Source organism: Hydrophilobacter chitinilyticus (assembly GCF_049860745.1).
GTDB lineage: Bacteria > Pseudomonadota > Gammaproteobacteria > Burkholderiales > Burkholderiaceae_C > Rhodoferax_B.
The window spans coordinates 830906-845151 of record NZ_CP187561.1; the positions used below are offsets into that span (position 1 = coordinate 830906).

General features: G+C 64.9%; 5 protein-coding genes and 1 riboswitch. All 5 genes read left to right on the forward strand.

What is annotated here, in order from left to right; translation table 11 throughout:
• Positions 1 to 15 precede the first annotated feature (15 nt).
• The 5 genes from ACPWMG_RS03965 (at position 16) to ACPWMG_RS03985 (ending at position 13955) form a co-directional block, all read left to right on the forward strand.
• Complete coding sequence (locus ACPWMG_RS03965) at positions 16 to 9423, forward strand: YDG domain-containing protein (RefSeq protein ID WP_483303358.1); 9408 nt, start codon at positions 16 to 18, stop codon at positions 9421 to 9423.
• Between the two features lie 119 nt (positions 9424 to 9542).
• A riboswitch (S-adenosyl-L-homocysteine riboswitch) is annotated at positions 9543 to 9621 on the forward strand.
• A gap of 78 nt (positions 9622 to 9699) precedes the next feature.
• Complete coding sequence (gene ahcY / locus ACPWMG_RS03970; RefSeq protein WP_483303359.1) at positions 9700 to 11133, forward strand: adenosylhomocysteinase; 1434 nt, start codon at positions 9700 to 9702, stop codon at positions 11131 to 11133.
• 100 nt (positions 11134 to 11233) lie between these two features.
• Positions 11234 to 12250, forward strand: a complete 1017-nt coding sequence (locus ACPWMG_RS03975) for a TlyA family RNA methyltransferase (RefSeq protein ID WP_483303360.1) — start codon at positions 11234 to 11236, stop codon at positions 12248 to 12250.
• Between the two features lie 3 nt (positions 12251 to 12253).
• Positions 12254 to 13093: a methylenetetrahydrofolate reductase [NAD(P)H] gene (gene metF / locus ACPWMG_RS03980; RefSeq protein WP_483303361.1), complete on the forward strand. Its 840-nt coding sequence runs from the start codon at positions 12254 to 12256 to the stop codon at positions 13091 to 13093.
• 112 nt (positions 13094 to 13205) lie between these two features.
• Complete coding sequence (locus ACPWMG_RS03985; protein WP_483303362.1) at positions 13206 to 13955, forward strand: acetoacetate decarboxylase; 750 nt, start codon at positions 13206 to 13208, stop codon at positions 13953 to 13955.
• The last annotated feature ends 291 nt before the right edge of the window (positions 13956 to 14246 follow it).

A 14246-nucleotide genomic window follows, 5' to 3' on the forward strand; every position in this document is an offset into this window, starting at 1 on the left:
TCCGGAGGCATCAGCATGAACCACATTCATCGCATCGTCTGGAATGCTTGCCGTGGGGCATGGGTGGTCACGCACGAAGGCGTGAACACGCGGGGCAAGAGCTCCACCACCACTAGAGCCGGCCTTCCCAGCACTCGCTTGTTGAGCGTGGCCTTGGGTGGTGCCATGGCCACTGGGGCCTGGGCGCAAGGTATCCCTGCGCCGAACACCTTGCCCACGGCAGGGCAGGTGACGGCTGGCAGTGCCACGCTGCAGCAAAGCGGCGCCACGCTGCAGATCGACCAGAGCAGCCAGCGCGCGGCCATCCAGTGGGGCACCTTCAACGTCGGCAGCGCGGCCAAGGTCAACTTCAACCAACCCAGCGCGCAAGCGGTCACGCTGAACCGCGTGCTCGACAGCAACGCCAGCCAGATCCACGGCAGCATCACCGCCAACGGCCAGGTGTGGCTGCTCAACCCCAACGGCGTGTTGTTTGGCAAGACCGCCAGTGTGGACGTGGGCGGCCTGGTGGCCACCACCCACAGCATGACCGATGCCGCGTTCATGGCCGGCAGCAACACCTTCACCGAGCCCGGCAAGAGCGCGGCGGTGGTCAACCAAGGCAGCCTGCAAGCCAAACTCGGCGGCTACATCGCCCTGCTGGCCCCCGAAGTGCGCAACGAAGGTGTGGTGGCCGTGCCGCTGGGCACGGCGGTACTGGCCTCGGGCCAGACCATCACCCTGCACCTGAACGGCACCGGCCTGGCGGGCATCGACGTCACCCCCAGCCAACTGAACGCCTTGGTGGAGAATCAAAACGCCGTCATCGCCGAGGAAGGCACGGTGATCCTGAGTGCGCGCGCAGTCGACAGCCTGCTCAGCGGCGTGGTGCGCAACAGCGGCACGCTGGCCGCCACCGGCCTCACCGAGCGCGGCGGGCGCATCCTGCTCGAAGCCAGCAGCCAAACCCTGGTCAGCGGCAACAGCGTGCTCGATGCCAGCAGCCAGACCAACCAAGGCGGCCAGATTACCCTGACCGCCCCCGATGTCGCCGTGCTCGACAACAGCCAGATCCGCGCTACTGGCAGCAGCGGTGGCGGCACCCTCCACGTCGGTGGTGAATGGCAGGGCGGCGGCTTCACCCCGCAATCCAAGGCTGTCTACCTCGGCGCCAACACCGTGCTCGACGCCAGTGCCACCGGCTATGGCAACGGTGGTGAAGTCGTCGCCTGGTCCGACATCCACAACAGTACGGGCGCCACCCGCGCCTACGGCACTCTGCTGGCGAACGCCGGTGCCAACGGCGGTGACGGGGGCCGAATTGAGACCTCGGGCTACTTCCTCGACGTGGCCGGGGGCTACGCCAGCGCCGCAGCGCCCAAGGGCACGGCCGGGGAATGGCTGCTCGACCCGTTCAACATCACCATCGCGGCCGCTGGTGCCAGCGGCACGCCGTATGCGGCCACCTACACCTCGGCGGCGGACTCGGTGATCCTGGCCAGCAGCATCAACGCCTCGCTCAACGCGGGCACCAACGTCACACTGACCACCGGCGCCGGTGGTGCGAGTGCGGGCGACATCAACATCAACGCCAACATCGCCAAGACGGCGGGCGGCAACGCCAACCTCACGCTGCGCGCGCACAACAGCATCATCATGGCGAGCAATGTGGGCATCAGCTCCACGGTGGGCCAGTTGAACGTCTTGTTCAACAGCGACTTTGACGCCTCGGGGGCGGGGGGCATCTTGATGAACAGCGGCAGCGGCATCGTCACCAACGGCGGCAACATCACCTTCGGTGGAGGCAGTGCGGGCACGGGCGCCAGTTGGGCTGTGGGCGATGGGGTCAACATCCTGGCCGGTATTGGGGTGGTGGGCTCCACGCTGAGTGCGGGCGGCGGCAACATTGTGCTGCGGGGCCTGGGCTACCAGGGCGGTGGGACGGCTACTGCACAGCGAGGGGTGCGGATCACGGCGGCCAGTGCCGTCTTCACCACCGGCGCGGGCACCATCGCCATCACCGGCTTTGGGGGTAACAACAGTAATGTGAGCGTAGACGAGAACGCCGGCATCATGGTAGACGCGGCTTCTAGCATTACCGGTGGCAGCACCGGAACATTGACGTTGAACGGCACCGGGGGGGGCGTAGGCAATGATAAAAATGCTGGGGTGCTGATCAGCGACGCCAACACCAAGGTCAGCACGACAGGCGGCAATATTGCGGTGACGGGGACCGGTGGGGCGGCTGGTCCTGGCGGTGGCAACAACGCCGGGCTTTTTGTGCGGCTCGGCGGCACGTTGCAGGCCGGAGGCGCCGGCAGCTTGACGGTGACCGGCACCGGCGGGACGGGGGATGACAACCAGAATTCAGGCATCACCATCACAGACACCAATACCCTGGTGGGGGCGCTCAACGGCAACGTCACCTTGACTGGGCAAGGCATGGGGAGTTCCATCAGTCAAAGCAGCGTCGGGATTGCGGTGGACGCAGGGGCCAAGGTGGAGGCCGGTGGTGCCGGGGCGCTGAGCATGACGGGCACGGGTAGCAGTACCGCGCCAGGCGTAGGCCAGCACGGCATTTATGTGGGCACTGGAGCGCAAGTGGTGGGGGCGGCCAGCACCACACTGACGGGTACAGGTGGTAGCGCCACAGGCGGCGGTCAAGGGGTGTTTGTGTTTGGCGGGATGGTGACCGGCAGCGGCACGGGGCCGGTCAGCGTTACCGGTACGGGGGGGGCGGGCACAGGAGCTGGCAACGGCGGTGTGGTTGTTTCCTCCAGCGGCGCGATCACATCGACGGGCGGCAATGTCGCGGTCATTGGGCAAGGCAATGGCAGCGGCGGTGCCAGCAACAACAACTATGGTGTTCAGTTGAGCTCCGGCAGCATTTCGGCTACGGGCAATGGCACGGTAAGCGTCACGGGTGCTGCGGGCGTGGGGGCGACCTCTTTCGGGGTGAACCTGACCGCAGGGGCTGCCGCCAGCACTGCCAACAACGCGGCCCTGACTATCACCACCGACTCCATTGCCATCGACCCGGCGGCCAGTATCAATGCCGGGGCAGGCACGGTGACCATCCGCAACCGTACGGCTGGCACTTTGATCAACCTGGGCGGTGCGGATGTGTTGACCGGCAGCCCGCTGACCTTGGGGCTGACGGATGCCGAACTCGACCGCATCACGGCCGGCACCTTGGTGATTGGTCGCACGGGCGCTACGGCGTCGGGCGATGTCACGGTGTCGGCCAACATCAGCCCCGCGTTGGCGACCAACTTCACGGTGTTGGGTGGATCGAACATCGTGTTCAACGCCAACCAGGGCATCACCACGCTTACCAACGGTAGCGTGATTTTGAACGCCGACGCAGATGGATCGAACAGCGGTGCCATCGTGATGAACACCGGCAGCAGCATCAACAGCAATGGCGGCAACATCACGCTGGGTGGCGGCAGCGCCGGTACCGGCGCGGGCTCGGCGGTGGGGGATGGGGTCACAGCCGTTTCAGGCATTGCGCTGCTGGGGGCAACGTTGAACGCCAGCGGTGGCAATATCGCAATGCGTGGCCTGGGTTACCAGGGGGGCGGTAGTGCGGGTGGGCAGCGCGGTGTGCGTTTGAGCACGGGCAGTGCTGTCAGCACCACCGGCGCGGGCAGCATCGCGATCACCGGCGTTGGTGGGGGCAACACCACCGGCGCCACCATTGAAAACATCGGCATTCTGGTGGAGACCGCCTCCACCATCACCGGTGGTAGCACCGGTGCATTGACTCTCACCGGTACAGGCGGCGCTGCGCAGGGCGATAGCAATGCGGGGGTGATGATTCGCGATGCCAATACCCGGGTGACCACCACCGGCGGCAGCATTTCGGTGACCGGTGTGGGGAATGGCGCGGGCACGGCGAGTGGGGGAGATATCGGCATTGAGGTTTCGGCCGGAGCCACGCTGCAATCCGCTGGCGCGGGTACGCTGACCATGAGCGGTACTGGTGGTGGTACGACCGGCGACAACTCTAATTTCGGCGTGAACATCACGGGCGTGAACACTCTGGTCGGCACGCAAGGGGCTGCGGCCGCCACCATCACCGGCCAAGGCGGCGGCGCGGGGACCAGTGCCAGCAACATCGGCATTGTGGTGGACAGTAACGCTGCGCTGCAGGCAGGCGGTCTGCTCACCATGCAGGGCACGGGTGGTGCCGCCATTGGCAGCAACCAGAGCGGCATCTACATCGCCACGGCGGGGCAGGTGTCGGGCGGCGGTGGCACAACGTTGACGGGCACCGGGGGCGGGGCGGGGCTCGCGGGTGGCAGCGATATTGGGGTGGTGGTATTGGGCGGCACTGTCACCGCTGGCGGCACCTCGGCAGTCAGTGTTACGGGCACGGGTGGTGCCAGTACAAGCGATACCAATCACGGTGTGAGTGTCACCAGCAGTGGCGCCATTACATCCGGTGGCGGCAACGTCAACGTGGTGGGGCAGGGCGGTGGCAGTGGCGCCAGCACTGGCAACCATGGCGTGAACGTCGCAAGTTCCGGCGTGATCTCGGCCATCGGCAGTGGCACCGTGGGCATTACCGGCGCGGCGGGTGTGGGTACAACTTCCTATGGCGCCAACCTGGGGGCTACTGGGGCGGTGACCACGGCCAACAGTGCGGCCACCATCACGGCCGATACGGTGAACATCGACACCTCTGGCACGCCGGCCAGCATCAACGCCGGCACCGGCACGGTGACCATCCGCAACCGCACGGCTGGCACCCTGGTCAACATTGGCGGCGCCGATGTGTTGACCGGCAGCCCGCTCACCTTGGGGCTGACGGACGCCGAGCTTGATCGCATCACCGCCGGTACCCTGGTGGTGGGGCGCAACGACGCCACCGCCGCTGGTGCGTTGACGGTGTCTGCGGCCAGCACCCCCGCATTGGCGGCCAACTTCACGCTGGTCAACGGTGCGGCCATGACGCTCAATGCCGCGCTGGGTGCCAACAGCACACTGACCTTGACGGCCGGTACCGGCGCCAGCGTGACGCAGGCTGCGGGCGCCAACATCACGGCTACCAACCTGTTGCTCAACGGCCCGACCGCCAACTACGCGTTGACCACGGCAGCGGCCAACGACGTGGCCACACTGGCGGCATCCGGTGTGGGGGCGGTGGCGTACCGCGACACCAACGCACTGCAGATCGGCACGGTGGGCGCGGTCAACGGTGTGAGCGCTTCGGGCGTGGTCGACATTGGTACCAGCGCCGGCAACCTGACGGTGACGCAAAACGTCAGTACCACGAATGCCAGCACCACGGCGCTACGCCTGAATGCCGGGGTGGCGACGGCCGCCGGCACCGGGGCGGGCGGCGACCTGATCATCGCCGGTGGCGGCGTGAGCACGGGCGCGGGTGGCCGTGCTACCTTGATGACCGGGAGCGTGGCTGGCAGCACCGGGTTGACCGCTCTGGTGGGCTCGGGCAGCGGCCGCTTCCGCTACAACAGCGACGAGGTTGCTACCAACTACAGCACCGCTTTGGGCACGGGGCTCTACGCTATCTACCGCGAGCAACCCACCGTCACCGTGACGGCCACCAACGCCAGCAAGACCTATGACGCGGCCGCTTTCAGTGGTGGCAATGGCGTGACGTTCAGCGGCAATGCCAATGGCGACGCCAACAGCGTGTTCACCGGCACCGTGGCCTACGGCGGTACCTCGCAAGGAGCAGTAAATGCGGGCAGCTACGCCATTAGTGCCGGCGGCTTAACCAACGGCCTGGGCTATGCGATCAGCTACGCCGATGGCACGCTGACGGTGAACCAGGCCAACCTGGTGTTGAGCGGCAGCCAGGTTTACAACGGCACCACGAGCATGGCCGGTGCCAATCTCACCGCCACCGGCGTCGCCGGGCAGACCTTTGCGTTGACTGGCAGCGGCACGCTGGGCAGCAAAGATGTGCAGACCAACCAGGCCTTGGCCAGTGTGGCCGGACTCACCCTGGGGGCGAGCGGCAACGGTGGACTGGCGAGCAACTACAACGCGATCAGCACCACCGGGTCTTCCGTCAGTGTGACGCCTGCGGCCTTGGTCCTCAGCGGCAGCAGGGTCTATGACGGCAGCACCGCTATGGCTGGAGCCACGCTCACGGCCACAGGCGTTGCGGGTGAAACCTTTGCGTTGACCGGCAGCGGCACGCTGTCGAGCAGGAACGTGCAGACCAACCAACTGCTGGCCAGTGTGGCCGGGCTCAGCTTGGGGAGCAGCGGCAACGGCGGTGTGGCCAGCAACTACAGCGCCATCAGCACCACGGGGTCATCCGCCAGCGTGACACCAGCGGCGCTCACCGTGTCCACCGCCGATGTGGTCAAAACCTATAACGGCACCACCGCCGCGCCGGGTGCCAGCGCCATCGTCACCAGTGGCACGCTGTTTGGCAGCGACAGCCTGAGTGGCGGCAGCTTCGCCTACACCGACAAAAACGTCGGCATTGGCAACAAGACCGTGACCGTGGCCGGTGTGACCGTGAGCGACGGTAACAGTGGCGGCAACTACACCCTCACCCTGGCCAACAACACCACCAGCACCATCAACCCCGCCAACCTGACCTTGACCGGCACCCAGGTCTACAACGGCAGTACCAGCATGGCGGGCGGCAACCTCACGGCCACTGGTGTGGCGGGCGAGACCTTTGCGTTGACGGGCAGCGGTACGTTGGCCAGCAAGAACGTGCAGACCAACCAGAACCTGGCCAGTGTGGCCGGGCTGACTTTGGGGGCTAGCGGCAATGGCGGCGTGGCCAGCAATTACAACGTGCTGAGCGCTGCGGCTTCTTCGGTGAGCGTGACGCCAGCTGCCATCAGTGTGACGACCGCAGATGTGGTGAAAACCTACGATGGCAGCACCACGGCGCCTGGCGCCAGCGCCATTGTGGCGAGTGGCTCGCTGTTTGGCAGCGATGCCTTGAGCGGCGGCAGCTTTGCCTATGCCGACAAAAACGCGGGGTCGGGCAACAAGGTGGTGACGGTGGCAGGCGTGACGGTGAACGATGGCAATGGTGGTGCCAACTACACCGTTACACAGGTCAACAACACCACCAGCACCATCAACCGTGCCGACCTGGCCGTGGTAGGTGGGCGCGCGTACAACGGCTCTACCGTGATCGCCGGTGCCAGCTTGGTGGCCAACGGTGTGGCGGGCGAAACCTTTGCAATCGGTGGCAGTGAAGCCTTGGCCAGCAAAGACGTGCAGACCAACCAGCCGCTGGGCAGCGTGGCCGGACTTACGCTGGGGGCCAGCGGCAACGGTGGTGTGGCGAGCAACTACAACGCCTTGAGCACTGTGGGCTCCACCGTCAGTGTGACCCCGGCCAACATCACCTTGACTGGCACACGCGTGTTTGACGGCACGACCGCGATGGACGCCAGCACCCTTGCCGCCAACGGGGTTGCCGGTGAAACCTTTGCGCTCACGGGCTCAGGTACGTTGACCAGCAAGAACGTGCAAACCAACCAGAACCTGGCGAGCGTGGCCGGCCTCACCTTGGGCGCCAGTGGCAACGGTGGGTTGGCCAGCAACTACAACGTGTTGAATGCGGCCAGTTCGCAAGTGAGCGTGACGCCCGCCGTCGTGAGCGTGACCACTGCTGATGTGGTGAAAATCTACGACGGTAACACGAGTGCGCCGGGTGCCAGTGCAATTCTCAGCAGCGGCACACTGTATGGCGCCGATGCCTTGAGTGGCGGCAGTTTTGCCTACACTGACAAGAATGCCGGCATCGGCAACAAAACCGTGAGCGTGGCCGGGGTGACGGTGAACGACGGCAACGGCGGCGCCAATTACACCATCACGCATCTCAACAACACCACCAGCACCATCAACCGCGCCAACCTCGCCGTGGTGGGCAGCCGCGTGTACGACGGAAGTGTCTTGATCGCAGCCAGCAATCTCGCAGCCGTAGGGGCTGCGGGAGAAACCTTTGCGTTGGGCGGCAGTGAAACCCTGGCCGATAAAAACGTGCAGAGCAACCAGCCTCTGGCCAGCGTGGCTGGGCTCACACTCGGCGGCAGCAGCAATGGCGGATTGGCGAGCAACTACAACACACTGAGCGCAGTTGGCTCGTCTGTCAGCGTGACGCCCGCTACTCTTTTGGTGGCAGGCACGCGCGTGTATGACGGCACCACTGCGATGGACGCTGGCTATCTGGCGGTGAGCGGTGTGGCGGGCGAAACCTTTGCCGTCAGCGGCACAGGTACTTTGGTGAGCAAAAACGTGCAGACCAACCAAGCCCTGGCCAATACCACAGGCTTGGTGTTGGGTGCGGGTGGTAATGGCGGCCTGGCAAGCAACTACCAGGTGATAGGCCAGGCCGCATCGTCCGTGAGTGTGACGCCGCGTGTGTTGGTGGTGGCCTATACCGGCGTCGACAAGGTGGCCGATGGCACCACGGCGGCCACAGTACTTACAGCCGATGACCGCATAGCCGGCGACACCCTGGGCATTGTGCGCACCGGCAACTTCCGCGACCCTCTGGTGGGTCAGGGCAAGCCAGTGGACGTAACGGCAGTGAGCCTGACCGGTGCCGATGCCGGCAACTACACCGTGGCGCCCACCGGGCTGACCGCTGCCAACATCACCGCTGCCGGGCCCGACGCCGGAACCCTGGAGCCAACCCTTCCTCCGGCCGCCCCCACACCGCCGGCGCCCCCTGCTCCGGGCACGCCAGATGGCCCAATTCTTGTGACCGATCCGCCCGTGGTGGCGCCACCGGCCCCCCCAGCGCCGCCCACACCGCCGGCTCCTCCCACACCACCTGCGCCGACAACGCCTGCCGTACCAGTTGATCCTCCGGCTCCGCCCGCGTCCTCGGTGCCGGCCGGTCCACCATTGCCGCCGACACCTCCTTCACCGCCAGCGCCCTCGGTACCGGGCGATCCGTCGGCACCACCAGCCTCGGGCGGTCCTGCAAGTCCCCCGGCACCGGCAACGCCGCCTGCACCAGCGGTGCCACCCTCCTCACCGGCGCCCGCTGACCCGCCACCCGGGCCTGGCGCGCCTGCTAGCCCCGGGGCTCCGACTGGCCCATCTGGTCCCACGGATTCCGGCACGCCACGCGCCCCTGGCACACCGCCGGTGCGCGTTGAGTTGATCGCGCCGGTGCAAGACGGTGTGCCCGGCAGGGTCTCCGTGATACTTCCCAGTGACACAGTCTCACAAGGACGCACGGTGTGGATGCCGTTGCCCGAAGCGGCGGTGGACTGCCGTCGCGCCGATCCGCTGGTACCAGTGCAGGCCTATTGGCTGCGCGATGGCCGGGATGAGCCGTTGCCCGCGTGGCTGGGTTTCGACACGCAAAACTGCTCGTTATGGGCGCGCGATGTGCCAGAGGGGGGGCTGCCAGTGCAAGTGCGTGTGACCATGGGCGGTCGCGTCACGTGGGTGGCGTTGACGACGGCATCCGGGCTTTGACGGCCTGGGCCTGGCGGGCGGCAATGGCTGACAGAAATAGCGGCCACGGCACCCGCATTTCCGCAGTTCAAGATGGCTCCCGCGCGCGTAGCGCAGTTTGGCCTCCGTATAATCTGCCCAATTCCGAGGAGCGCTGCAGCAACCCAAGTGGGGTGTGAGGCTCGGAACCCAACATCATGCAAACCGCGCTCACCCACTGCCCGTGAGGTGAGACGTTTTCGCAAAAGCGTATCCCCGACGGCGCAGTGGCTTACCAACTTGCCTTGGAGCACCCCTATGAACGCCGTCGTCAAGCCCATCCATACCGCTGACCAAGCCATTGCCGATATCAACCTGGCCGCCTGGGGCCAGCGCGAAATCCGCGTGGCCGAAACCGAAATGCCCGGCCTGATGGCCATCCGCGAAGAATTCGCTGCTGCCCAGCCCCTGAAGGGCGCCCGCATCACCGGTTCGCTGCACATGACGATTCAGACCGCCGTGCTGATCGAAACCCTGCAAGCCCTGGGCGCCACCGTGCGTTGGGCTTCGTGCAACATCTTCTCGACCCAAGACCACGCTGCCGCCGCCATTGCCGCCGCTGGCACGCCCGTGTTCGCCATCAAGGGCGAGTCGCTGAAAGACTACTGGGACTACACCCACAGCATTTTTGACTTCGGCGCCAAGGGCACGCCCGGCGAAGGCCCGAACATGATTCTGGACGACGGCGGCGACGCCACGTTGCTGATGCACCTGGGCCAACGCGCCGAGAAGGATCTCAGCGTCATCGCCAACCCCACCAGCGAAGAAGAAACCCTGCTGTTTGCCGCCATCAAGGCCAAGCTGGCTGTGGACCCCACCTGGTACACCCGCAAGTCGGCTGAAATCATCGGCGTGACCGAAGAAACCACCACCGGCGTGCACCGCCTGAACGAAATGTCCGCCAAGGGCACGCTGCTGTTCCGCGCCATCAACGTCAACGACTCGGTGACCAAGAGCAAGTTCGACAACCTGTACGGCTGCCGCGAGTCGCTGGTCGACGGTATCAAGCGCGCCACCGACGTGATGATCGCCGGCAAGGTTGCCGTGGTGGCCGGCTACGGCGACGTGGGCAAGGGCTCGGCCCAAGCCCTGCGCGCTCTGAGCGCCCAAGTCTGGGTGACCGAAATCGACCCGATCAACGCCCTGCAAGCCGCCATGGAAGGCTACAAGGTTGTGACCATGGAATACGCGGCTGACAAGGCCGACATCTTCGTGACCACCACCGGCAACCGCGACGTGATCCGCCACGAGCACATGGTCGCCATGAAGGACCAGGCCATCGTCTGCAACATCGGCCACTTCGACAATGAAATCGACGTCGCTTCGATCGAAAAGTACGAGTGGGAAGAAATCAAGCCACAAGTCGACCACATCAAGTTCCCAGACGGCAAGAAGATCATCTTGCTGGCCAAGGGCCGCCTGGTGAACCTGGGCTGCGGCACGGGCCATCCTAGCTTCGTGATGAGCTCGTCGTTTGCTAACCAAACCATCGCGCAGATCGAACTGTTCACCAAGCCAGATGCCTACAAGGCTGGCAAGGTGTACGTGCTGCCGAAGCACCTGGACGAAAAAGTCGCGCGCCTGCACCTGAAGAAGGTTGGCGTGATGCTGACCACGCTGACGGACGCACAAGCCGCCTATATCGGTGTGGATAAAAACGGCCCTTACAAGCCAGATACCTACCGCTATTAAGCCACCCGGCTAGGGCCTAGCCGGCTGTTCACCGCTGCATGGGCGGTGGTGAACAGTCTGGTGGCCCACTGACATTTACTGAACCCAACTTCGAATCCACATGCGTGCCGATCAATTGTTAGTAGAGCGCGGCATGGCCGCCTCCCGTTCCCAGGCCGTGCGGCTGATTGCCGGTGGCATGCGCTGGTTTGATGGCATCAAATGGCGCACCGTGGCCAAGAACAAGGACGACATTCCGGTGGGCGCCAAGATCGAGCTGCTCGACGACGCCGAGGCCCGCTACGTGTCGCGCGGCGGGCTCAAACTCGAAGCCGCGGTGAAGCACGTGGCACTGAGTGTGGATGGCCTGAAGGTGCTCGACGTGGGCCAGTCCACCGGTGGTTTTACCGACTGTTTGCTGCAAGCCGGTGCGGTGCAGGTCATTGGTGTGGACGTGGGCCACGGCCAGTTGCACCCGAAGCTGCGTGAAGACGCGCGCGTGCTGTGTGTCGAAGGCTTGAACGCACGTTCGCTCACCCCCGAATCGCTGCAAGAAGCCTGCGAATACGTGTTGTCCGAGCAGTGGGAGCCCCCGGCCGAGGACGACCCAGAACCGCAAGCGCCTTACGCCTGGATGAACAGCGGCGGCGAAGTCACCGACTACGACGACAGCGACGATGCGGACGATGCCGAAGTTGAGGCGCATGTGGCCCAGGCCGCGGGCAAGATGAACGCGCGTGCAGTGTCTTCTTCGTCCACCCCAGATTCGCCCGCATCGGCGCGTGCTGAGCTGCGCCGCAAGGCGGGTTTTGACGACGTCGACACCGAGCCCGAGTTTGACCTGGTGACGGGCGACGTGTCATTCATCTCGCTCACGCTGATCTTGCCCGCGCTGGTGCCGCTGTTGGCCGAAAACGGTGTGTTGCTGATGCTGGTGAAACCGCAGTTTGAATTGCAACCCGGCCAGGTAGGCAAGGGCGGCATCGTGCGCGACGACGCCATGTACCCGCTGGTCGAAGCCCGCCTGCGCGAGTGCTGTGCCGAGCTGGAGCTTGAAGTGCTGGATTGGTTTGACAGCCCTGTGGCCGGTGGCGACGGCAACCGTGAGTTCTTTATTTACGCTAAAAAGGTGGCATGAGCCATGGCTAAGAGTCTTCCCCTGAGCTTGGAGTTTTTCCCCACCAAAACGCCTGAAGGTGCGGCCAAGCTGCGCGTGGTGCGCCAAGAGTTGTACAAGCTGCGCCCCGAGTTCTGCTCGGTGACGTTTGGTGCCGGCGGTTCCACGCAAGACGGCACGTTTGCGGCCGTGTCTGAAATTCTGGCTGAAGGTGTGCCTGCGGCCAGCCACTTTTCGTGTGTGGGCGCCACGCGTGCCACCGTGCGCGAGCAGTTGGCGCAACTCAAGGCCATGGGCGTGAAGCGCCTGGTGGCCTTGCGCGGCGACTTGCCCAGTGGCTATGGCGCTGGCGGAGAGTTCCAGTACGCCAGCGACCTGGTGGCCTTCATCCGTGCTGAAACGGGCCGCGACTTCCATCTCGAAGTGGCTTGCTACCCGGAAGTGCACCCTCAGGCGCGCTCGCCGCAAGCCGACATCGATGCCTACGTCACCAAGGTGCGTGCCGGTGCCGATGCTGCCATCACCCAATACTTCTACAGCGCTGATGCCTACTGGCGCTTTGTGGACGAGTCGCGTGCGGCTGGCGCCGACATTCCGGTGGTGCCCGGCATCATGCCGATTGGCAGCTCCACGCAGTTGATGCGCTTTTCGGACGCCTGCGGCGCCGAGATCCCGCGCTGGATTCGCCTGCGCCTGCAAGCCTTTGGCGACGACACCGCTTCCATCAAAGCCTTTGGCCTGGACGTGGTGACCGAGTTGTGCGACCAGTTGCGCACCGGCGGTGTGCCCGGCATCCACTTCTACACCATGAACCAGAGTGCGGCCACGCTGCAAATCTGCGAGCGCCTCGGCCTGGGCGGCTGAAAACATTGCACGTTGTGACAGGGCCTACACAGGCCCTTACAACTTGAGCGCGCCGGACATATGCGCGCCGTTGTTCCGGTTCATCATGTTCCTTTTTGAAGGAGCACCTCTGATGAAGATTGCGGACATCCAGCGCGCCTACTCCATGCCTGTTACGGCCCCTGCGTTCCCGCCGGGGCCGTATCGTTTTGTGAACCGTGAATTCGTCGTCATCACCTACCGCACCGACCCCGACGCCCTGCGCGCCGTGGTGCCCGAGCCGCTGGAGGTGGTGGAGCCTGTGGTGAAGTACGAGTTCATTCGTATGCCCGACTCCACCGGCTTTGGCGACTACACCGAAAGCGGCCAAGTCATCCCCGTGCAACTGCGCAGTGCGCGCGGCGTGGAGAAGGGCAACTACGTGCACTCGATGTTCTTGAACGACCATCCGCCGATAGCCGGTGGGCGCGAGCTGTGGGGCTTCCCCAAGAAGCTGGCCACGCCGGTGCTGAGCTACGAAACCGACACGATTGTCGGCACACTCGACTACGGCCGCGTACGCATCGCCACCGCCACAATGGGGTTCAAACACCAACCGGTAGACCATGCGGTGGTGAAGGCGGGTGCTGAGGCTCCGAACTTTTTGCTGAAGGTGATTCCGCATGTGGATGGCACGCCGCGTATCTGCGAGTTGGTGCGGTACTACACGACGGACGTGACGATCAAGGGTGCGTGGACGGCGCCGGCGGCGTTGGAGTTGCACTCGCATGCGTTGGCGCCGGTGGCGGATTTGCCGGTGTTGGGCATCGTTTCGGCGGTGCATTACATCGCGGATTTGACGTTGGCGTTGGGGACTGTGGAGTTGGACTATCTCAAGGGGTGAGGGGTGTTGATTGGCGCCGCTGGCCGGGAGTCGCCCGGCGGCGACCTAGCTTTCTTTGTCTCGCCAAAGAAACGTAGGCCAAAGAAAGGCGACCCACATGCCGGGACCCTTCGCGGAGCGAAGGGCAAACCTGCGCTGGGTGGGGTTGGTGGGAGTCTGGTGGAACTCGCGTTCCGCTCAGACAGCCACCAGCCCTGATCCCACCAACCCCACCCATCACAGGCCCGGCCTGACGGGAGGTGGAAACCAGACGGGCCATTGCTTCGCTCGGCCCGGATTCAACATCCGTGC

Bases quoted from the DNA above. Each gene is read 5' to 3' on its own strand.
- ACPWMG_RS03965 (WP_483303358.1), top strand. From the start codon at position 16: ATGAACCACATTCATCGCATCGTCTGGAATGCTTGCCGTGGGGCATGG.
- ahcY (WP_483303359.1), top strand. From the start codon at position 9,700: ATGAACGCCGTCGTCAAGCCCATCCATACCGCTGACCAAGCCATTGCC.
- ACPWMG_RS03975 (WP_483303360.1), top strand. From the start codon at position 11,234: ATGCGTGCCGATCAATTGTTAGTAGAGCGCGGCATGGCCGCCTCCCGT.
- metF (WP_483303361.1), top strand. From the start codon at position 12,254: ATGGCTAAGAGTCTTCCCCTGAGCTTGGAGTTTTTCCCCACCAAAACG.
- ACPWMG_RS03985 (WP_483303362.1), top strand. From the start codon at position 13,206: ATGAAGATTGCGGACATCCAGCGCGCCTACTCCATGCCTGTTACGGCC.